Below are 20,438 nucleotides of genomic sequence, written 5' to 3'. Positions count from 1 at the left end.
CTCGAGAGCGTGGTGACGTTGTTGTTGCCGTCCTTCACCGTGGCGGCCGTGCCGTCGGTGTTGTAGGTCAAGGTCTGCTTGAGCTTGCCGAAGGCGTAGTTACGCAGCGGCAGCGCGGTCGTTGCGTCGTAGTCGGTCTGCGACATCACATCGCCGTCGCAAGCTGAACTGGCCGGTACCGAGGCTGTGCAGGTCACGGACTTGACCTGGCCTAGCACCCACTTCGACAAATGATCCGAGTACGCCGTCGTCTCGCTGCGGCTGTAGCCCAGCGAGCTGGACTTGGTCACGTTCAAAGGACGAGCAAATGCATCGAAAGTGGATGTAGTGCTATTGAACGATGCCCCGTCTTGGCTGATGTCTACGGAGCGGATAGGTATGATTAGGTTGGCTATAGGATCGAAGGTTGGGTCTGCGATTTGTTCGCCAATCCGTTCTGAGAATGGATCTGTTGAGGTAGGGGTGTAATAGCTGTTATTGGTCGATTTTCGAGTAAAGCTAGCGTCCAATACATCTGAAGAAAGGAGTCGCCCTTCATTGATGCCATATTGAATACCAAATTTATGGCGAGTACGGGTGTTATCAGGGGCAGTGATAGATACGTACTTGGAGTCCACTCCACTGGGGCATTCTTCGCCAGGAGGGCAATAGGTTGTGTCGGCACATGTCCCGTCTCTTTTGCAAAAACCAAATGGCTGAACAGGGCCGTAGTGGTATTTCCACTCCTGTGTGGGAATACCAACACCGGAGATAGATTTGCTTAGTAATGTGAAATTGTCAGAATAATTGGGTATTCGTAACTCGTAATAACCAGTTTCTGGGCCAATCGCCCATGCGTTGCACATTTTTGGAACGCGTGTTCGATAATGTCGAATATAAGAAAATTTGAATGTTCCCGCCGCTCCGGAAGGATGCCCTATCACCAAAGACAGATCGCCTATAGGATCCCCAGGGGATGGGCACTCCATAACGTCAGGTTCTTGGCTGAAGTCAGGAACGGGAGACAGAGAGGGGGAATATCGTGAATACAAATATCCACTAAGGGTATAGGTCCATTTCGATCCATCAGGGCGGACAACGCTGCTGAGATAGCTGGATGTTACGCCAGGCTGCTGGTATTGGGCAGATGTATAGTTGTAAATCCATGTGCCAGCAGATGATGATGCGGATGTTATCTGTCCTCCAGAGTAAGACAAGTTGATCCATCGTCCGTCACTTGATTCGATTCTGGTGAGTTTGTCGCCAGTGTAAGTATAAGTTACCCAGTTGCCGAAGCGGTCCTCTACTTTTGTGGCTGCCAAGAACAATTGGTCTCGTGATTCGACTTCGCCATCATTTATATATGGTTTTTTCAGTGTTGTCGCTTCACGCTTTATCATCCAGTCGAAGTAGTATTTGATGCCGGTAGGTGCTAAGGCTAAAAATCCTTCACCAGAGCCATTCTTTATTTGAGAAAGGCAGCTTACTTGATAATATCCTTGGGAAATCCAAGGGTAAGTTTTGCCGTCTTGGACCTTGGGAACCTTTGCTTCAGTGTTCTTAAAAAGCACCTTCGCTCCTTGGCCGGGGATGTTGAGTCTATTTCCCGACCAAATATCACTCGATGTGAAATATTGATTGTTGGGGCTTGGTGGGCTTGGATTTGAGCAGCGGTTGAGGCCTGAGTCAGCGGTCACCCATCCTTTTAGATCAGAAAAAGTTCCATCAACTGAGGGGGCGTCGATGTCCCAGTTCGCAAATCCTCCAAAATTGCTATCGACTCGACCGGGCTGAACGCGAAAGACGCGGCGCAAAGTAACCGGTAACGCATTGTTCCCAGGGATGTCGATATCTACGATCGAGAAAGTTGTGCTGCCGTTATAAAGGCTAATCTGTTCCCCGAAAAGCTCGCTTGTCAAAGGCGAGACGCGCTCGGCGGCTTTAACTTTCTTGCCATATTCTTGATAGGGTTCAACGACCTGAGCTTGTGCAAGTGGCGTGATAGCCAGAGAAACCAGCACAAGGCCGAGGCCCCAGCCTCGAATAGCTGCAGATTGGATTGATTGCATTTTGATGTCCGGCCGAAACGGCCATGCCCCTTTGTTCGCCGCCGACGGCGGTGTGCAATTATCTTGCCCGAAATTTGTTTTCTAGTCCCGCTATTCAGGAATCAGAGCAGCAGGCCTTCACGCAACGCATTGATGCGATCGACCAGCGCTTCGGGAGTATAGGGTTTTGCGGTCACGCGCCCCCACACCGGCGCGGGCCAGGCGGGGTCGTGTTCGAAGCGGGCGATGACGTGCACGTGCAGTTGCGGCACGAGGTTGCCGAGCGCGGCGACGTTGAGTTTGAAGGGGCGGAACTGGTCGCGGAGCAGGCGTGAGACGAGATCGATTTCCTCGGTCAGCTGGCGGCGCTGGTCGCTGTCGAGGTCGATCAGTTCATGCGCGTTGGGAACGCGAGGTACCAGCACCAGCCAGGGATAGTTGCTGTCGTCCATCAATCGCAATTCGCACAAGGCGAGCGCGATGACGGGATGCGTGTCGGCGGCCAGTTGCGGGTGCAGTTCATAACGCGTGGGCTGGGCTTGCTTGTGTGACATTGGTGTCCTCCCCAGGAGTGCTCAGCGCAACGTGCGTTCGAAAAATTTCAGAGTGCGGCGGCGCGCGAGATCGGCACTCTCGGGCGCGTAGATCTCTGGGCTGGCGTCGCGATTGAAGCCGTGATCGGCCGGATAGAGGTGGATAGCGGCGGTCGGTTGTTTCAGTCGATGCAGTTCGACGTCATCGGGAGAGATGCTGCGATCGCGCTCGCCGAAATGGAACAGCATCGGGGCACGCAGGGTTTCGTCCAGGAACGGAACGGTGCGTGCGCCGTAATAGCTCACGGCCGGTAATCCCAGTCGCGTATTGGCGAGAAAGGCGACGCTGCCACCCCAGCAGTAACCGACGGCGCCCACCGCATGTACCGATGGCATGGCTCGCAATCGCGCCGCCGCGGCCTCGACGATCGCCACGGCCCGTTCGAATCCGACCGTGTTGCGAAGCTCGACACCTCGCGCGGCGCCGGCTGCATCGTAGGCGAGTTCCACGTCTTTCAGGGCCGGATCGAATAGCGCCGGAGCGAGGGCGTAATAGCCGTCCGCCGCGAATCCGTCGGTCACCTCGCGAATGTGGGCATTCACGCCGAAAATCTCCTGGATCACCACCAGCGCGCCGCGTGGCGAGCCTGATGGCCGGGCCAGCCAGCCGTCAACCTGGCCGATTCCCGCGACTTCGATTTGGATTTTCTCGCCCATGCGCGTACCTCAGCTATGGGCGGATTCTAGCGAAGCCTCCCGAAAAATCCTGTTGGGCGCCGTCCTGGCTGTGCCGAGGCGGAAACGGGAGGTTTCGCGGTCGCGGGCCGCTATAATTTCGCCTCGCCAAACACTCCGGTCCCATGTCCCTAGCCAATCCCAAAGTCGGTTTCGTCAGCCTCGGCTGCCCCAAAGCCCTGGTCGACTCCGAACGCATCCTCACGCAGCTGCGCGTGGAGGGCTACGACATCGTGCAGAGCTATGACGCGGCCGACGTGGTGGTGGTGAACACCTGCGGTTTCATCGACTCGGCGGTGACCGAATCGCTGGATGCGATCGGCGAGGCCATGGCCGAGAACGGCAAGGTCATCGTCACCGGCTGTTTGGGCAAGCGCCAGGAAGTGATTCGCGAGGCGCATCCCGACGTGCTGTCGATCAGCGGCCCGCAGGATTACGGCAGCGTGATGGAAGCCGTGCATCGCGCGCTGCCGCCGAAGCATGATCCGTTCATCGATCTGGTGCCGCGCCGTGTGGCCGAAGACGACGAGATCGGAATCAAGCTCACGCCGAAGCATTACGCGTATCTCAAGATTTCGGAAGGCTGCAACCATCGCTGCAGCTTTTGCATCATTCCCTCGATGCGCGGCGACCTGGTATCGCGGCCGGTCGACGATGTGCTGCGCGAGGCCGAACGTCTCGTGCGCGGCGGCGTGCGCGAGCTGCTGGTGATCTCGCAGGACACGTCCGCCTACGGTGTCGACGTGAAATACGCCGAGCGTGAGTGGCGCGGAAAGTCCTATCAGACGCGCATGCAGGCCTTGTGCGAAGGGCTGTCGGAACTTGGCGTGTGGACGCGTCTGCACTACGTCTATCCGTATCCGCACGTGGACGGGATCATTCCGCTGATGGCGGAAGGAAAGCTGCTGCCGTATCTCGACATTCCGTTCCAGCACGCCAGCCCGCGCGTGCTCAAGCTGATGAAGCGTCCAGGCGCCGTGGGCAAGACGCTGGAGCGTATCCATCGCTGGCGCGACATTTGTCCTGATATCACCATCCGTTCGACTTTCATCGTCGGCTTCCCGGGCGAGACCGAGGCCGAGTTCGAGGAGTTGCTGGATTTCCTCGACGAAGCGCAGCTGGATCGCGTCGGCGCCTTCGCTTATTCGCCGGTCGAGGGCGCGAAGGCCAACGATCTGCCGGATGCGCTACCGGAAGATGTGAAGCAGGAGCGTCTGGCGCGTTTCATGGAGCGCCAGGCCGAGATCAGCACGGCCAAGCTGGAAGCCAAGGTAGGGACCGTGCAGCAGTGTCTGGTGGATGCGATCGATGGCGAGCTTGCGATCGCGCGCTCGACCGCGGATGCGCCGGAGATCGACGGGCTGGTCCAGATCCAGGATGGTGCTGAGGCGGGGCTGAAGCCCGGCGATTTCGTCTCGGTGCGGATCATGGGCAGCGACGAGCACGATCTTTACGGCGAAGTCGAAGCCACGGACTGAAGCGCCTCAGCCTGATCCGTAGTTCACATCGACGATGTAGAACTTGCGCATGCCGCCCGGAAGCGCGGCTTCCAGTTCGTCGTCGATGCGTTTCTTCAAGAGGGCGCGGGCCAGCGGCGAATCGATGCTGATCCAGCCGCGCTTGGCATCGGTTTCGTCGGGGCCGACGATGCGGTAGCGCGAAAGCTCGCCAGTGGCGGCGTCTTCCAACTCGATATTGGCACCGAAGAACACGGCTTCGCGGTCGGAGGGCGGGGTGTCGACGACGCGCAGGGTTTCCAGGCGCTTGCTGAGATAACGCACGCGGCGATCGATCTCGCCGAGCTGCTTCTTGCGATAGGTGTATTCGGCGTTCTCGGAGCGGTCGCCTTCGGCGGCGGCCGCGGCGAGTGCGCGCACCACTTCCGGACGCTTCACGCGCCAGAGTTCGTCGAGTTCGCTCTTCAGCCGCGCCTGGCCTTCCGGCGTGATCAGTGCGGTGCTTTTTTCTGCGGGCGGTCGCCAGCGGGTCATGCCTGTCCGGTCGTTGGTTTGCGTTTGATGCTGTGGAGCGGGACGTACGCAGCGTTCTTGCTGCCGAGGAGGTTGATTTCGTCCCGGCTCACGATCGAGGCGCACCACTTGCCTTTCGTGGGTCGCTCGATCGCTTCAGCGCGTTTTCCGGATTATTTCACGCGCTTGAGACTGCCGGCGGGCGCGTTCTTCGGCACCTTGCCTTCATCGTCGAGCGCCTGCAGTTCGTCGTTGGAGTTGACGGCGAGCAGCCAGTCTTTCTCGGACTTGCTGTTCGGGTCGAGGCGGATGCGCTTGCCGTTGTCCTCGGCGGTCCAGGTGCCGTCGATCGGCGCGGCGACGGCGCCGCCGCTCAATGCGAAGTTGCCGTCGGCCTTGAGTTCGAGCGCGATGTCGTCGCCGCTGAAATGTCCGGCGAAGGCCTTCACGTCGATGCCCGCGGGTGTCGTGGCGTGATCGACTTCCGAAATGACGTCCGTGTCATGCGCGGCATCGACGGCGGCTGCCGCGTCGGCCGTGGGTGCTGCGGTTGCCGTGTCGGGCGCGGCGGCGGCCGGCGTTTCGGCAGGTTCGCGCTTGCATGCGGCAACCGACAGAAGCAGGGAGCACAGGGCGATTGCGATCAGGGAATGCTTCATCGAAGAGTTCTCCAGAGAGGGATCAGCGCTTGCCGCCGAAAATGCCGCCGAGGATGCCGCGCAGGATCTGCCGGCCGACCTGGCTGCCGACGGTGCGCGCGGTCTGCTTGGCCATGGTCTCGATCATGCCCTGGCGGCGCTTGGTGCCGAACACGGCATCCTTCACTACCTGGCCGATGCCGCCTTCCTCTTCTTGCTGCGCGGCGGGAGCAGAGCGGCCACGCGCGGGCGCCTGCGCAGGAGCGGATGCGTCGCCAGCTTCGGCGCCGCCCACACGCGCGGCGAGCTTTTCAGCGGCCGATTCGCGGTTCACGGTCTGGTCGTACTTGCCGCCGACCGGGCTCCCGGCGATGACCTGCTTGCGTTCGGCCTCGGTGATCGCGCCCATGCGGCAGCGCGGCGGCGCGATCAGGGTTTTTTCCACCGGCATCGGCACGCCCTTGTCCTGCAGCGTGGAGACGAGCGCTTCGCCGGTACCGAGCTGGCCGATGGTCTTGGCCACGTCGAGATTGGGATTGGCGACGAAGGTTTCGGCGGCGGTCTTCACCGCCTTCTGATCGCGCGGCGTGAAGGCACGCAGTGCGTGCTGCACGCGATTGCCCAACTGGCCGAGGATGTTGTCCGGCACGTCGTCGGGGAACTGCGAGCAGAAGTACACGCCCACGCCCTTGGAGCGGATCAGGCGCACCACCTGCTCGATGCGCTGCTGCAGTGCGGGCGGGGCATCGTCGAAGAGCAGATGTGCTTCGTCGAAGACGAAGACGAGCTTGGGTTTGTCGAGATCGCCCACTTCCGGCAGGTTCTCGAACAGTTCCGAGAGCAGCCACAGCAGGAAGCTCGAATACAGGCGCGGCTTCAGCACCAGCTGATCGGCGGCGAGGATGTTGACCACGCCGCGGCCGTCGGTGGTGGTGCGCATGATGTCGGCCAGTTCCAGAGCGGGCTCGCCGAAGAACAGGTCGCCGCCTTGCTGCTCGATCTGCAGCAGCGCGCGCTGGATGGCGCCGATCGACTGCGTGCTGATCAGGCCGTATTTGGCCGAGATGTCCTTGCGGTTCTCGCTGGCGTAGGCGAGCAGGGCGCGCAGGTCCTCGAGGTCGAGCAGCAGCAGGCCATTGTCGTCGGCGAGCTTGAAGACGATCTCGAGCACGCCTGACTGGGTGTCGTTCAATTCCAGGATGCGTCCCAGCAGGGTCGGGCCGACCTCGCTGATGGTGCTGCGCACGGGATGGCCGAGCTTGCCGTACAGGTCCCAGAACACGACCGGGCTGGCTTCGTTCTTGTAATCGGCCACGCCGATCTGCTGCACCCGCTCCTGCAGCTTCTCGTTGCTGGTGCCGGCGGCGGCCAGGCCGGCCACGTCGCCCTTCACGTCGGCCATGAAGACCGGCACGCCCAGGCGCGAGAAGCCTTCGGCGACCGTCATCAGCGTGACCGTCTTGCCGGTGCCGGTGGCGCCGGCGACCAAACCGTGACGGTTGCCGAATTTCGGCAGCAGGAAGACCTGGCCGCTGTCCGCAGTGGTGACGGCCTTGCCAACGAGGATGGGGTCCATACGAGCGCCTGTCTGGGGGAGGGAGAGGATTCTATGCCATGCCCATTCCGGGAGGCCGCCCGGCCCCGCGCCGTCAATGACTTGCTGCGGTTGCCGCACTCCCGGTAACGAGGCTACCCTCCATCCCCCTTTTGCTTTCCTTGCCGTCCATGCCCGTTTTTGTCGCCCTTTCGGCGCCTGCTCTTGTAAAGCGCGTCTCCGCGCCCTTGATCGCCGCCTTCGTGTTGATCCTGGCTTCTCCGGCTGTGTCGGCGTTGTCCAAGCGTGATACGACCAATGTCGAGATGATCAACCAGCGCATGGCGGCCGCGGAGAAGCGCTACCGCGACGCGCTGGTGAAGATCAGCAACAACGACCCGACCGGCGTGCCCGAGAGCAATGCCGCGCTGGAGGACATGGAGGACGTGATCGACGCCTGCATCAAGCAGAAGGGCTGTCAGGTCGGACAGCAGCTCACCACCTACAAGCGTCTGCTCAAGCTCAACGTCGATGCCGAGGCGGCGCAGGCCAGCGACGAGGATGGCGATACCGACGATCCGACGAATCCGGATCCCGACCACGCCGGCGACGTCGGCCTGACCGCGGACGTGCCCGAGGCGGCGCGCGCCGCCAGCCTGCTCGACGACAGGAGCCATCGCTTCGACAAGATGGTGCAGTACAACCCGGCGGTGCAGGCCGGCATCCGCCGCTGGCTCACCGACATGCGCGGCTCGCTGATCCAGAGCTACGAGAACTACGAATACATGCGCCAGCAGATGTGGCCCTCGTACGAGCGCGCGGGCCTGCCCGAGGCGCTGCTGTTCGGCATCATGGCCAAGGAATCCAACGGCAAGGTGCACGTCACCTCGCGCGCGGGCGCGGCCGGGCCGATGCAGTTCATGTACGCCACCGGATTGCGCTTCGGTCTCGGCCCCGACGGCACCGGTTTCGACACCCGTTACGACCCGCACGCCGCCGCCGAGGCCAGCGCCGCCTATCTCAACGAGCGCATGGGTGAACTCAACCGCAGCATCGAAATGGCGCTGGCCGCCTACAACGGTGGCGAGGGTCGGGCGCTGCGCGTGTACAACAACAGCGGCGGGCGCGGTTTCTGGGATGCGGACGTCTACAACCAGTTCCCGGCCGAGACGCGCGATTACGTGCCGATGGTGATCGCGGCCGCCTGGCTGTTCCTGCATCCGAAGAAATACGGTCTGACCTTCCCGAAGGTGGAGACCAAGCCGGCGCAGTTGCGCCTGCAGCAACCCGCATCGATTTATGAACTGACGATCTGCCTCGGCAACGGCGGCACGCGCGAAGGCTTCATGCGCGCATTGCGCAATCTCAATCCGCGCTATCAGTCCGACAGCTGGCTGCCCGCGGGCACGAGCTTGAACGCGACCACGCGCATGGTCAGCCTGTACAACCGCCATTGCGTCAGCGGGCCGCGCGCGCAGCTGGCCAAGCAACTGGTGATGAGCGACCCCGCCAGCGCGATCGTGCGTACCGGGCCAGTGGAGTCGCTGCCGGTGGCACCGCCGACCGGCCTGGTCGGTGCGCCCGCCGGACCCACGGCCGGTATCGGCGCTGCCGATGCCGGCGCAGGGACGTTGTCGGCCGCGAAGTCGGCAGTCGAGAAACCGGCTTCGTCATCGCGCAAGCGTCCCCGCGAGCATCGTGTCTCCCGTGGTGACACGCTGGTGTCGATCGCGCAGAAATATTCCTGCGATACCAAGTCGCTGGCGAAGGCCAACGGCATCAAGGCGCCGCGTTATGCGGTGCATGCCGGGCAGAAGTTGAAGCTGAGCGGTTGCAGGGAATAGCGCGATGACGCCGGCCGCACTGCCGCGACCGCGGATCGTCGCGATCGCGATCAGTGCGATGCTGGCGATCGTCGGTGCCTACGTCGGCGATCTGCGCTGGCTGCATCTGATCTTCAAGCCGCTGACGACGCTGTTGATCGTCGCGCTTGCACTGAGCTTCGCCAGTACTGAATCGGGATACCGCCGCGCGATCGTCATCGGCCTGCTGCTGTCGACGCTGGGCGATGTTTTCCTGATGCTGTCGCCGGACTGGTTCGTGCACGGTCTGGCGAGTTTCCTGCTCGCGCATCTCGCCTATCTCGTCGCGTTTACCAGGCGGGCGCGCTTGGCGATCACATGGTGGCCGTTCTTGGCCTACGCCGTGGTGGCTGGCGCGGTGCTGGCGATCCTGTGGCCATCGTTGCCGGCGCAACTGCAGGTTCCGGTCGTGATCTATGTGATGGTGCTTGCCGGCATGGCTGCGCAAGCGGCCGCCGTCTGGCGGCATCGCCGAGGACGCGCCACGGCGTTGGCGGCATTGGGTGGCGGAGTGTTCGTGTTGTCGGATGCGGTCCTGGCGATTGACCGCTTCGCGGCGCCGTTCGCCGCCGCCAGCGCGGTCGTGCTGGGCGCGTATTGGACCGCGCAAGTCCTGATCGGTCTTTCGGTCATGCCGGACGAACGGATCGCGCGCTCGGACGCATGAAGAACCGCAGCGTTTGTCGCGTGCTCAGACCGTCATCGTCGCCAGACGTTCGCCCAGCTTGACTGGCGATTCCGCGAGCAGATTCGGCGCCAGTTGCGCCACCTGCGGCGGCAGCAGCACGATCACGGTACTGCCGTAATTGAAGCGCGCCATTTCCGCGAAGCGATCGAGCACGATGTTCTCGTCACGATGATCCTTTCGGGTCACGGCATTGGCATAGCGCGGAATCTCCACGCCGCTCCAGACGGTTTCCACGCCGGAGACGAGCAGCGCGCCGACCATCACCACCGCCATCGGGCCGAAGTCGGTTTCGAAGTGGCAGACGAGGCGCTCGTTGCGCGCGAACAATCGCGGCACGTGCTTCACCGCGTCGGTGCCGACGCTGAACAAACGGCCCGGCACATGCACGGTTTCCAGCAGCCGGCCGCGCCAGGGCATGTGCACACGGTGGTAGTCGCGCGGCGACAGGTAAACGGTCGCGAACAGGCCGTCGGAGAACGGGGCGGCGGCGGTCGCGTCGGCCAGTAGTTCGGTGGCGGTGAACGACTGTCCTTTCGCCTGGAAGATGCGCCCACCCTCAATCGCGCCGCACTGGCTGATGTGGCCGTCGGCCGGCATCAGCAGCGCGCGCGGATCGGCGTCCGGCGTGCGCGCGCCGGGCTTCAGGGCGCGCGTGAAGAAGGCATTGAAGGTGGGGTAGGCGTTGGGATCGGGTTCGGCCGCCTCGGACAGGTCGACGCCGAAGCGCTTCGTCACCGTGTCGATCAGCCACTGCTTGAGCCAAGGGCTGCGCGAATACGCCAGCCCGCGGGCCAGCGAGGACAGGAAGCGATGGGGCAGGACGTAGGTGAGGCTGGTGACCAGACTCATCGTCCCGGAGCCTTGGTCAGCGCGATGAGGTCGGCGGCGATCGCCTTGGGTTGCAGTGGCGGCTGGATCACGCCGGCCATCCGCCCCTGCGGATCGAGCAAAGCAATCGTGGCGGAATGGTCGATCGTGTACTGGTCGGCCGGTGCGCCCGCCGGCGCGGGCACCTTGGCGAAGACGAGCGAGAGCGAGCGCGCGAAGTTCTCCAGCGCCGGAATGTCGGCGGTGGCGGCCAGCGTGTCGCGGTGGAAGGCGTGCGCGTATTCGCCGATGCGGTCGGGCGTGTCGCGCTCGGGGTCGGCGGAGACGAACAGAATGCGCGGCCGGGTCGGCTCGGGAATGGATTCCCACTGCTTCTGCGCCTGCGCCAGCTCGGTGAGCGTGGTCGGGCAGACGTCGGGGCAGAAGGTGAAGCCGAGGAAGACCAGCGTCCAATGACCCTTGAGTTCGCCCGGCACCAGTTGCGTGCCGTCGGACTGCTGCAGCGAGTACGGCGGCAGCACGCGCGGCTGCGGGAACAGCCGGACCGTCTGCAGTTCCGGCCCCGTGGCTTCCCGCGCACCGAAGAACCTCTGCGAGACCAGCAATCCCAGGCCGGCGGCGAGGGCGACGATCAGGACGATGGCGATGGTGCGGTTGAACATGGGCGTGCGCGATGAGGACGGTTTCCGAAGCCCGTCATGATACGCGGACGGGCATGCGGACGCCCCGGAACGCATCCGCATGCCGGAGAAGCGATTCCAGGGCTTCCTGCGAGGGTTCCCTTATACTGCCGAGCCCGGCGCAAACGCCGACACCGCCGCGCGCCGGCCATGACCGCAGAACTGACCACGATCATCGACCTGATCCGCTACGGTGCCAGCCGCTTCAACGCGGCCGGGCTGACGTTCGGTCACAGTTACGACAACGCCCTCGACGAGGCCACCCAGCTCGTCCTGCACACGCTGCATCTGCCGCACGATCTGCCGCCGGTGTACGGGCAGTCGCACGTGACCGCGGCGGAGAAGGCGGAGATCCTGGCCTTGTTCGCGCGCCGTATCGACGAGCGCATCCCGGCCTCGTATTTGACCGGCGAGACCTGGTTCGCCGGCCTGAGCTTCAAGAGCGACAAGCGCGCGCTGGTGCCGCGTTCGCCGATCGCCGAACTGATCGAGAACGGTTTCGAGCCCTGGCTCGGCGGCCGCGAAGTGCGGCGCGCGCTCGACCTGTGCACGGGATCGGGCTGCATCGCCATCGCCATGGCGCACTACAACCCGGACTGGCACGTCGACGGCGTCGATCTCAGCGACGACGCGCTGGCGTTGGCCAAGGACAACAAGGAACGCCTGCATGCCGACAACGTGCGGCTGCTGAAGTCGGACCTGTTCTCGGGATTGTCCGGCCAGCACTACGAACTGATTGTCAGCAATCCGCCCTATGTCAGCAACGCCGAAACCGACGCGCTGCCGAAGGAATACTCCTACGAACCGGAGATGGGCCTGCGCGCCGGTGACGACGGCCTCGACCTGGTGCTGAAGATCCTGCGCGACGCGCCGCTGCATCTGAGCGAGGATGGCCTGCTGATCTGCGAGGTGGGTGAGTCCGAGCGCGCGCTGGTGAAGCTGCTGCCGGACGTGGAATTCGCCTGGATCGAGTTCAAGGTCGGACAGATGGGCGTGTTCGCGGTGGAATGCTCGGAGCTGATCGTGCACCACTCGCACATCCGCGAGCTGGCGAACGCGCGCGGGTGAGGTAAGTGTTGGCTCGTCATTCCCGCGCCGGCGGGAATCGCTCTTGCACTCAACCAGCCTGACAACGGCGATGAAGCAACCGGCCGTCTATATCCTGGCAACCGGTAAAAGAGGCACCCTCTACATCGGCGTCACTAGCGATCTGGTCGCCAGAACCTGGCAACACCGGGAGCATTTGGTCGATGGGTTCACCAAACGCTACAACGTCACGACGCTGGTCTGGTATGAGCTTCACGGGACCATGGAATCAGCATTGCTTCGGGAAAAACAGCTGAAGAAATGGAATCGCGAGTGGAAATTGCGCCTGGTGCAGGAAGCGAATCCGGAGTGGCGGGATTTGTGGGGCGAGATTGTCGGGTAGGATGTTCATGTCGCTCCCGAAGGTGAAAACAGAAGAGCGATTCCCGCCGGCGCGGGAATGACGAGCAACAGCAAAGGCGAATCGTGAATACATTCGGTCATCTCTTCCGTGTCACCACCTTCGGCGAATCGCACGGGCCGGCGATCGGCTGCGTGGTCGACGGCTGCCCGCCGGGCATCGCCATCGCCGCGGAAGACTTCGCGCACGATCTCGCGCGGCGCGCCACCGGGCGCACGCGGCATACCTCCGCGCGGCGCGAGGCCGACGAGATCGAAATCCTCAGCGGCGTCTATGAAGGCCGCACCACCGGCACACCGATCGCGTTGCTGATCCGTAACACCGACGCGCGCAGCAAGGATTACGACCGCATCGTCGAGCAGTTCCGTCCGGGACACGCTGACTACACTTACTGGCAGAAATACGGCATCCGCGATCCGCGTGGCGGCGGGCGTTCGTCGGCGCGCGAGACCACCATGCGCGTGGCCGCGGCGGTGATCGCGAAGAAATGGCTGGCCGAGCGCTTCGGCGTGCGCGTACGCGGACACCTGGCGCAGATCGGCGACGTGCTGCCGCGCGCGCATGACTGGAATGTTGTCGAGGACAACCCGTTCTTCTGGCCGTGCGCGGAGCAGGTGCCGGAATTGGAAAGCTATATGGACGCGCTGCGCAAGTCCGGCGATTCGGTCGGCGCGCGCGTCACCGTGGTCGCCGAAGGCGTGCCGCCCGGTTGGGGCGAGCCGATCTACGGCAAGCTCGACGGCGAACTCGCGGCGGCGATGATGTCGATCAACGCGGTGAAGGGCGTGGAGATCGGCGACGGCTTCGCCAGCGTGGCGCAGAAGGGCAGCGAGCATCGCGACGAGGCCACGCACGCCGGTTTTCTGTCCAATCATGCCGGCGGCATTCTCGGCGGCATCAGCACCGGCCAGCAGGTAGTGGTGTCGGTGGCATTCAAGCCCACTTCGAGTCTGCGCTTGCCGGCACATGGCCTGGACATTCATGGCGAAGAAGTGGAAGTGGTGACTACCGGCCGCCACGATCCCTGCGTCGGCATTCGCGCCACGCCGATCTGCGAGGCGATGCTGGCGCTGGTGCTGATGGATCAGGCGTTGCGGCATCGCGCGCAATGTGGAGACGTCGGCGAGGTGTCACCTCGGATTCCTGCAAACAGCAATGAGTGATAGACGACCGAAAGTCTGGGTCTCGCAACCACTGTTCGACGACATCGTGGGCAGGCTCGACGAATATTTCGAGGTCGACGCCAATCGCGAAGTCGTGGATCACACGCCGGATCGGATCGCTGCCGCCCTGCGCGATGCGGACGGCGCGCTGATCACGCTCAACGAGCCGATCGGCGCGGCCGAAGTCGCGGACGCATCACGCCTGCGCGTGCTCTCGACCGTCGCGGTCGGCTACAACAATCTCGACCTGCCGGCGGTGTCGAGGGCCGGCATCCTGGTCACCAACACACCGGACGTGCTCACCGAGACCACGGCCGATCTCGGTTTCACCCTGATGATGGCGGCCGCGCGCCGCATCACCGAGGCCGAGCAGTGGCTGCGTGCCGGCAACTGGCAGGGCTGGTCGTTCAGCACGTTGCTGGGCGCGGACATCCACGGCAGCACGCTCGGCATCCTCGGCATGGGGCGGATCGGGCAGGGCATCGCCCGGCGCGCGGGCGGATTCGGCATGCGCGTGCTGTACCACAACCGCAGTCGGCTGCCGGAAGCGGTCGAGCGCGAGTACCGCGCCGAGTACGTCGGCTTCGACGAACTGCTGGCGCAATCCGATCATCTGCTGCTGGTGCTGCCGTATTCCGCGCAGAGTCACCACATCATCGACGCCGCGGCGCTGGCGAAGATGAAACCGAACGCGACGCTGAGCAACGTCGCCCGCGGCGGCTTGATCGATGAGAACGCGTTGGCCGACGCGCTGGCCGGCGGCCGTCTCGCCGCAGCCGGACTCGACGTGTTCGAAGGCGAGCCGGCGATCAATCCGCGCCTGCTGGCGCTGCACAATGTCGTGCTCACGCCGCACATCGGCAGCGGCAGCCTGGCGACGCGGCGGGCGATGGTGAGCCTGGCCGTGGACAATCTGATCGCGGCCCTGGGATTTGGTCCCGACGCGGGACGTCCGCCGACGCCGGTGAACGCGGACGCGCTCCAGCGCTGAAACAGCACGGGCAGGAGTTTCTGCCTCATGCCAAAAATTTCTATCGCCGCGCCCGCGCAGACGGGTTGCGGTGCCGTATGCTGTCGAAACGTCGATACCTCCGAATCCCGCGTCGATGCAGTGGCGAGGAGAGCGAGTCGAAGTTCGACGCCCCCCATCCGCAAACTTCCTTTTCCCACATGAGCAACGAAAGTCGTCGCTACACAGTCGCGGTCGTCGGCGCCACGGGCGCTGTCGGCGAAACCATGCTGAACATCCTGGCCGAGCGCAAATTCCCGGTCGGCAAACTCATCGCCCTGGCCAGCGAGCGCTCGGCCGGCGAGAAAGTGAAATTCGGCAACAGCGACGTGGTGGTGCAGGACCTGGCGACGTTCGATCCCAAGGGCGTGGACATCGCGCTGTTTTCCGCGGGCGGCTCCATCTCCAAGGAATACGGGCCGAAGTTCGCCGCCGCCGGCGCGGTGGTGATCGACAACAGCTCCGCCTTCCGCTACGACGACGACGTCCCGCTGGTGGTGAGCGAAGTGAATCCGGATGCGGCGCGTCAGCGTCCGCGCGGCATCATCGCCAATCCGAACTGCTCGACCATGCAGATGCTGGTGGCGCTGGCGCCGATCCATCGCGAGTACGGCATCGAACGCATCAACGTGGCGACCTACCAGTCCGTCTCGGGCGCCGGCCGTTCGGCGCTGGAGGAACTCGGCCGCCAGACCGGCGCACTGCTGAACTTCCAGGACGCGGATCCGCAGCGCTTCCCAGTGCAGATCGCCTTCAACCTGATCCCGCACATCGACGAATTCCTCGACAACGGTTTCACCAAGGAAGAGATGAAGCTGGTCTGGGAGACGCGCAAGATCCTCGCCGACGACAGCATCCAGGTGAACCCGACCGCGGTGCGCGTGCCGGTGTTCTACGGCCACTCCGAAGCAGTACACATCGAGACCAAGACCAAGGTGACGCCGGAGCAGGCGCGCAAACTGCTGAAATCGGCGCCGGGCGTGGAAGTGGTGGACGAGCGCAAGCCGGGTGGCTATCCAACGCCGGTGACGCATGCCTCGGGCAACGATGCCGTCTACGTCGGCCGCATTCGCGAGGATCTGTCGCACCCGCGCGGGCTCAATCTGTGGATCGTCTCCGACAACATCCGCAAAGGTGCCGCGCTGAACGCGGTGCAGATCGCCGAGCTGGTCGCGGCGGAATAGAGAACTCCTAGCTCCCGCGCGCGGGAGCGCGAATCCGCATGCCAAACGGCTGGGGAATGTGAGCCCGGGGAAGGTCGTCAGGCCTGCCCGACAGTACGCCATCGCCCCAACCCCTCTCCCGCTCTGGTGGGAGAGGGGCTAAAGTCACGCTCGCATCGAAGGAGGAGGGGCCTGCGTGAGCGGGACTGGATGGAAGCGGGGAATATTGGCTTCGGCCCTGGTGGCGGCTGCGTTTGCGACTGCACCAGCACATGCGCTCGACGTCGACCAGATCGCGATCAAGTCGCGGATCGGGGAGCCGCTGCTGGCCGAGATCCCCATCGTCGCCACCGATCCGGCCGAGCTGGAGAAGGTACAGGCGCAGCTGGCCTCGGCAGTGACCTTCGCGCGCGTCGGCCTGCAGCGCCCGCACGGCGTAGTGGCCGATCTGCGCTTCGCCGTGGTGAAGGACAAGCGCGGCAAGTCGGTGATCCGCATCACCACGTCGGCGCCGGTGCAGGAGGACTTCTTCACCTTCCTGATCGAGGTGGACTGGGGCAGCGGCCGCATGGTCCGCGAGTACTCGGTGTCGCTGGGCACGCCCAATACGCTGATGGCGTCGACGCCGCCGGTGATCCAGGCGCCAGTGGCGGGGCCGTCGAACCTCATCGCCCGTCAGTCCGAGCCGGCGCCGACCCTGCCGGAAGCCATTCCGCTGGCGGGGGACAAGAAAGCGGCCTTGCCGCCGGCTTCGCTGCCGGCACCCGTTCCGCTGCAGGTCACGCCGCCGCCGGCCGTCGTCGCCAAGCCACGCGAGCAGGCCGTCGCCAAGAACGAGGTCGCGGTAGCGCCGAAAGAGAAACCGAAACCCAAGCCGGAACCGAAGCCCGAACCCAAACCCAAACCTGAGCCCAAGCCGGAGCCGAAGGCGAAGCCGGACGCGCCAGCCGTCGCCGCGAAGAAACCGGTGCCCGCCGCCGCGCCCGCGCCGAAACCGCAGCAGGCCGCCGCGCCCGCGACCGAGCGCAAGTCCGGTGATTACGGCCCGGTCAAGGCGGGCGACAACCTGAGCAAGATCGCCGCGACCATGGTGCCTGACACCTACTCGCGCGATCAGGTCATGCTGGCCTTGCTGCGCACCAATCCCGGCGCCTTCATCGGCGGCAACATCAATCTGATCCGCAAGGGCACGACCTTGCACGCGCCGACCGAAGCCGAACTCTCGCGCTTCAGCGCCGCCCAGGCCGCGATCATGGTGCGCGATCAGATCAACCAGTGGCGTGGCGGACATCCGACCACGCCGCAACCGGCCGCGCTGGCGGGCGAACCGCCGCGTCCGCCGACGCTGCCGGCCGCCGCGCCCGTGAAGCCCGGTGTCATGGCGGCCGCTCCGGCCAAGCCGGACAAGCGCGTCGCCAGCGCGCGTCTCGAGATCGTGCCGGCCGCCTCGGCCGCCGAACGCGCCGTGGCGGGCACGCGCAGCGGCATCGCCGCCGGTGGCAGTGGCAGCGAATTGCAGCAGACATTGGTACAGACCAAGGAAACGCTGGCCTCGCGCGATGCCGAAATCAAGGAATTGAAGAGCCGCCTCGCCGGCCTGGAGAAGATCCAGCAGGACCAGCAGAAGCTGATCGAGCTGCAGGGCACCGAACTGGCGTCCGCCCAGCGCAACACCGGCGCTGCGCAGAAGCGCGAAGCCGCGAACGCCCCCACCGCCGACCGCGCGCCGATCTGGCCTTGGCTGATGATCTCCCTGGTCGTGATCCTTGCCTTGGTCTGGCTGATCTCGCGGCTGCGCGGCTCGGCAACGCCGCCCACGCGCCGCAGCTTCGACACCGAGGCGCTCGCCAACGCGGTACCGTCCCCCGCCGTCGCGGAACCGGAAGCGCCCACGACTGCTGCGCTCACTACCGCCGCGCCCACCTGGCACGGCCGTGGCGGCACGGGCCCGCTCTCGAGCGGCGCGGCCGCATCCGACGGCCTCAAGCGCATCCGTTTGGCGCAGGCCTATCTCGATCTCGGCGATTTCGAGGCGGGTCGCCGCCTGCTGCAGGACGTCGCCGAGAGCAACGACGAGACCGCCCGCGAAGCCGCGACGCGATTGCTGCAGGCGCTCGATGAGTGAGGGGCGGGAGTGCCATTCCCGTCCCGCCCGCGCGTGCGATGGCATGCGAAGGCGAAAGCGGCACGAAGCCGCGAATCCTGAAACCCGCGCCATGAAAACGTTGCGGATCAATGGCGTGCGCGGCTAGAGTGCGCCGCATGACCCGGGGAAACATGATCACCGCGGCAATGCGCAAAGCATTGATCGCCGCGCTGGCGGCGACGTTCGCGTTGCTGGCCGGCCCTGCCTTCGCGCTCGGGCTCGGGCAGATCCAGGTGAAGTCGCAGGCGGGGCAGCCGCTGCTGGCCGAGATCCCGATCGTCTCCAGCGATCCTTCCGAACTCGAGAACCTGCAGGCGCGTCTGGCTTCGCCGGAAACCTTCGCCCGGATCGGCTTGGCGCCGCCGCGCGGGCTGGTCTCCGATCTCAAGTTCACCGTCGCGCTGGACGCCCGCGGCCAGCCCGTCATCCGCGTCACCACCGACGCGCCGGTGCAGCAGCCGCTGCTGACCTTCCTGGTCGAAGTGGACTGGGGGCAGGGCAGGCTGGTGCGCGAATATTCCGCGCTGCTCGATGCGCCGCGCACGGTCTCGGCACCCTTGCAGCCGGCGATCGAAGCGCCGACCTCGGGAGCGTCCAACACGATCGAGCGCGAACCGGCCCCGGCCGAACCTGCGACCGCGCAGGAAACGCCGCCCGCGGAGCTGGAAGCCAAGCCGACATCCCCGGAAGCTGAATCCGCATCCGCATCCAAACCCGTCGTCGCCGCGCCGCTCGAAAAGCCGGCCGACAACGCGGTCACGCCGGCCGCGCCCGCTTCCGGCGCGGTGAAATCCGAGGCAGCGCAGGCACCGAAGCCGGTGTCCGGCGACGAATACGGCCCGACCAAGGCGGGCGACACGCTCTCCGCCATTGCCGGCAGCCTCGGCGTCGAAGGCTATTCGCTCGACCAGACCATGCTGGCGCTGCTGCGCGCCAATCCGGACGCCTTCATCGGCGGCAACATCAACCTACTGCGCACCGGCGCGACCTTGCGCGTGCCGCAGGCCGGGCAGTTGTCGGAGCACAGCGCCGCCGAGGCGCGCACGCTGGTGCGCGAGCAGATCAGCAAATGGCGCGATGGCATGCGCAAGCCGGTGCAGCAGCCGGTGGCCGTGGCTGGCGCGGAAGGCGATGCCGCCGACAAACCGGCGTCGGCCGGCCAAACGGCGCCGCAGGCAGCGGCCAACAAAGCCGTGGCGGCTGAAAACAAGCCGGCCAAGGCCGCGGCCGCGCCGCGCGCCGCCGACGCGCGGTTGGAAATCGTGCCGCCGTCCGGTGACGGCGGGAAGCAAGCCGGCACTCAGTCCGGGCTCGATGCGAAGGGCGGAGGCGACATGCTGCGACAAGAGAACGTGCAACAGGCGCAGGAAACGCTTGCCGCGCGCGAGGCCGAGGTGCAGGAACTGAAGGCGCGCGTCGCCGAGCTGGAGAAACTGCAGCAAGATCAGCAAAAGCTGATCGCGATGAAGGACAGCGCCCTGACCGCCGCGCAGAGCAAGCTGGCCGCGCAGCAGCAGACCGCGACCGCCGCGCCGCCGCCGACCTCGAAGGACACGCCGATCGCACTGTGGCCGTGGCTGACCGGTGCCGTCGTGGTCGCATTGCTGGCGTGGCTGCTGTTCCGTCGCCGCAAGCCGGTGCCGCAGCCGAGGCGTTCGTCTTTCGACAGCGCACCGACGCTCGAGGAAATCACCGCGCGCGACACTCCTAATGAAGGCAGTGATGACCGTGCCGCGGCCATGGTGGCGGCCGCGGGCGCGGGCTCTCGGACAGCCGTGCGCACGCCCACCTGGCATGCCGGAGATTCCGTCACCGCTGCTGCTACCGCCAACGCGGTCGCCTCGACCGCGACAATCGCGGATGCCGAACCCATCGCCGACGACCGCCTCGAACTCGCCCGCGCCTACATCGACCTCGGCGACGTCGACACCGCTCGTACCCTGCTGCTGGAAGTAGCGGCCAGCGAGAACGTGGCCGCCCGCAGCCAAGCCGGGCGTATGCTGCGCGACCTGTAA

General features: G+C 64.8%; 18 protein-coding genes. 10 read left to right on the top strand and 8 right to left on the bottom strand.

Translation table 11 applies throughout. The features are described 5' to 3' along the window. The 3 genes from LG367_RS08120 to LG367_RS08110 form a co-directional block, all read right to left on the bottom strand. Nucleotides 1-2,048 (bottom strand): hypothetical protein (locus tag LG367_RS08120; protein ID WP_226468741.1); only part of this gene is annotated, 2,048 nt, incomplete at its 3' end. 101 nt (nt 2,049-2,149) lie between these two features. Beyond that, on the bottom strand, nt 2,150-2,581 hold the full coding sequence (locus LG367_RS08115; RefSeq protein ID WP_226468740.1) for an HIT domain-containing protein: 432 nt from the start codon (nt 2,579-2,581) through the stop codon (nt 2,150-2,152). A 21-nt stretch (nt 2,582-2,602) separates the two neighbouring features. After that, nucleotides 2,603-3,277: a dienelactone hydrolase family protein gene (locus tag LG367_RS08110; protein ID WP_226468739.1), complete on the bottom strand. Its 675-nt coding sequence runs from the start codon at nt 3,275-3,277 to the stop codon at nt 2,603-2,605. A gap of 143 nt (nt 3,278-3,420) precedes the next feature. Here LG367_RS08110 and rimO point away from each other — a divergent pair, with 143 nt between their 5' ends. Further along, complete coding sequence (rimO, locus tag LG367_RS08105) at nt 3,421-4,773, top strand: 30S ribosomal protein S12 methylthiotransferase RimO (RefSeq protein ID WP_226468738.1); 1,353 nt, start codon at nt 3,421-3,423, stop codon at nt 4,771-4,773. 6 nt (nt 4,774-4,779) lie between these two features. Here rimO and greB read toward each other — a convergent pair whose 3' ends face one another. The 3 genes from greB to LG367_RS08090 all read right to left on the bottom strand — a co-directional run bounded on the left by greB (nt 4,780) and on the right by LG367_RS08090 (nt 7,479). Then, entirely contained in the window at nt 4,780-5,286 is a 507-nt protein-coding gene (gene greB, locus LG367_RS08100; protein ID WP_226468737.1) for a transcription elongation factor GreB, read from the bottom strand. Nucleotides 5,287-5,438: 152 nt separating this feature from the next. After that, nucleotides 5,439-5,924 (bottom strand): hypothetical protein, encoded by a 486-nt coding sequence (locus tag LG367_RS08095; RefSeq protein WP_226468736.1) that lies wholly within the window; start codon nt 5,922-5,924, stop codon nt 5,439-5,441. Nucleotides 5,925-5,946: 22 nt separating this feature from the next. Then, entirely contained in the window at nt 5,947-7,479 is a 1,533-nt protein-coding gene (locus LG367_RS08090; protein WP_226468735.1) for a helicase HerA-like domain-containing protein, read from the bottom strand. Between the two features lie 149 nt (nt 7,480-7,628). On the opposite strand from LG367_RS08090, the gene LG367_RS08085 reads away from it, so the two are divergent. Further along, entirely contained in the window at nt 7,629-9,281 is a 1,653-nt protein-coding gene (locus LG367_RS08085; protein ID WP_226468734.1) for a transglycosylase SLT domain-containing protein, read from the top strand. A 4-nt stretch (nt 9,282-9,285) separates the two neighbouring features. Continuing rightward, nucleotides 9,286-9,966, top strand: coding sequence for a lysoplasmalogenase (locus LG367_RS08080; protein ID WP_226468733.1), 681 nt, complete (start codon nt 9,286-9,288; stop codon nt 9,964-9,966). A 24-nt stretch (nt 9,967-9,990) separates the two neighbouring features. On the opposite strand, the gene asd is transcribed toward LG367_RS08080, so the two are convergent. After that, nucleotides 9,991-10,836 (bottom strand): archaetidylserine decarboxylase, encoded by an 846-nt coding sequence (gene asd, locus LG367_RS08075; RefSeq protein ID WP_226468732.1) that lies wholly within the window; start codon nt 10,834-10,836, stop codon nt 9,991-9,993. Then, a complete protein-coding gene (locus tag LG367_RS08070) occupies nt 10,833-11,477 on the bottom strand; it encodes an SCO family protein (RefSeq protein ID WP_226468731.1) in 645 nt (214 codons plus the stop codon). The genes asd and LG367_RS08070 overlap by 4 nt, the downstream gene beginning before the upstream one ends. 168 nt (nt 11,478-11,645) lie before the next feature. Between LG367_RS08070 and prmB the strand changes: the two genes are divergently transcribed. The 7 genes from prmB to LG367_RS08035 all read left to right on the top strand — a co-directional run bounded on the left by prmB (nt 11,646) and on the right by LG367_RS08035 (nt 20,438). Further along, on the top strand, nt 11,646-12,563 hold the full coding sequence (prmB, locus tag LG367_RS08065; protein WP_226468730.1) for a 50S ribosomal protein L3 N(5)-glutamine methyltransferase: 918 nt from the start codon (nt 11,646-11,648) through the stop codon (nt 12,561-12,563). 70 nt (nt 12,564-12,633) lie between these two features. Continuing rightward, nucleotides 12,634-12,924, top strand: a complete 291-nt coding sequence (locus LG367_RS08060; protein WP_226468729.1) for a GIY-YIG nuclease family protein — start codon at nt 12,634-12,636, stop codon at nt 12,922-12,924. Nucleotides 12,925-13,007: 83 nt separating this feature from the next. Continuing rightward, the gene (aroC, locus tag LG367_RS08055; protein WP_226468728.1) at nt 13,008-14,105 is read left to right on the top strand and encodes a chorismate synthase; all 1,098 of its coding nucleotides are present in this window, start codon (nt 13,008-13,010) and stop codon (nt 14,103-14,105) included. Beyond that, complete coding sequence (locus LG367_RS08050) at nt 14,098-15,096, top strand: 2-hydroxyacid dehydrogenase (RefSeq protein ID WP_226468727.1); 999 nt, start codon at nt 14,098-14,100, stop codon at nt 15,094-15,096. Before aroC ends, LG367_RS08050 begins: the two co-directional genes overlap by 8 nt. Before the next feature lie 179 nt (nt 15,097-15,275). Continuing rightward, complete coding sequence (locus tag LG367_RS08045) at nt 15,276-16,298, top strand: aspartate-semialdehyde dehydrogenase (protein WP_226468726.1); 1,023 nt, start codon at nt 15,276-15,278, stop codon at nt 16,296-16,298. Between the two features lie 220 nt (nt 16,299-16,518). After that, nucleotides 16,519-18,402 carry a FimV/HubP family polar landmark protein gene (locus LG367_RS08040; RefSeq protein WP_319004007.1) on the top strand — a complete coding sequence of 628 codons (1,884 nt, stop codon included), beginning with the start codon at nt 16,519-16,521 and terminating at the stop codon, nt 18,400-18,402. A 137-nt stretch (nt 18,403-18,539) separates the two neighbouring features. Then, the gene (locus LG367_RS08035; protein WP_425490937.1) at nt 18,540-20,438 is read left to right on the top strand and encodes a FimV/HubP family polar landmark protein; all 1,899 of its coding nucleotides are present in this window, start codon (nt 18,540-18,542) and stop codon (nt 20,436-20,438) included.

Source organism: Luteimonas panaciterrae (genome assembly GCF_020511115.1).
GTDB lineage: Bacteria > Pseudomonadota > Gammaproteobacteria > Xanthomonadales > Xanthomonadaceae > Luteimonas > Luteimonas panaciterrae.
The sequence above is the reverse complement of the archived record's forward strand: the minus strand, read 5'-3'. Positions and strand labels throughout refer to the sequence as shown.

What these genes read in the sequence shown, in the direction of transcription:
- prmB (WP_226468730.1), top strand. Translation starts at nt 11,646, where the DNA reads ATGACCGCAGAACTGACCACGATCATCGACCTGATCCGCTACGGTGCC.
- LG367_RS08090 (WP_226468735.1), bottom strand. Translation starts at nt 7,479, where the DNA reads ATGGACCCCATCCTCGTTGGCAAGGCCGTCACCACTGCGGACAGCGGC.
- LG367_RS08070 (WP_226468731.1), bottom strand. Translation starts at nt 11,477, where the DNA reads ATGTTCAACCGCACCATCGCCATCGTCCTGATCGTCGCCCTCGCCGCC.
- LG367_RS08080 (WP_226468733.1), top strand. Translation starts at nt 9,286, where the DNA reads ATGACGCCGGCCGCACTGCCGCGACCGCGGATCGTCGCGATCGCGATC.
- asd (WP_226468732.1), bottom strand. Translation starts at nt 10,836, where the DNA reads ATGAGTCTGGTCACCAGCCTCACCTACGTCCTGCCCCATCGCTTCCTG.
- greB (WP_226468737.1), bottom strand. Translation starts at nt 5,286, where the DNA reads ATGACCCGCTGGCGACCGCCCGCAGAAAAAAGCACCGCACTGATCACG.
- LG367_RS08045 (WP_226468726.1), top strand. Translation starts at nt 15,276, where the DNA reads ATGAGCAACGAAAGTCGTCGCTACACAGTCGCGGTCGTCGGCGCCACG.
- LG367_RS08035 (WP_425490937.1), top strand. Translation starts at nt 18,540, where the DNA reads ATGACCCGGGGAAACATGATCACCGCGGCAATGCGCAAAGCATTGATC.
- rimO (WP_226468738.1), top strand. Translation starts at nt 3,421, where the DNA reads ATGTCCCTAGCCAATCCCAAAGTCGGTTTCGTCAGCCTCGGCTGCCCC.
- LG367_RS08060 (WP_226468729.1), top strand. Translation starts at nt 12,634, where the DNA reads ATGAAGCAACCGGCCGTCTATATCCTGGCAACCGGTAAAAGAGGCACC.
- LG367_RS08110 (WP_226468739.1), bottom strand. Translation starts at nt 3,277, where the DNA reads ATGGGCGAGAAAATCCAAATCGAAGTCGCGGGAATCGGCCAGGTTGAC.
- LG367_RS08085 (WP_226468734.1), top strand. Translation starts at nt 7,629, where the DNA reads ATGCCCGTTTTTGTCGCCCTTTCGGCGCCTGCTCTTGTAAAGCGCGTC.
- LG367_RS08095 (WP_226468736.1), bottom strand. Translation starts at nt 5,924, where the DNA reads ATGAAGCATTCCCTGATCGCAATCGCCCTGTGCTCCCTGCTTCTGTCG.
- LG367_RS08115 (WP_226468740.1), bottom strand. Translation starts at nt 2,581, where the DNA reads ATGTCACACAAGCAAGCCCAGCCCACGCGTTATGAACTGCACCCGCAA.
- LG367_RS08050 (WP_226468727.1), top strand. Translation starts at nt 14,098, where the DNA reads ATGAGTGATAGACGACCGAAAGTCTGGGTCTCGCAACCACTGTTCGAC.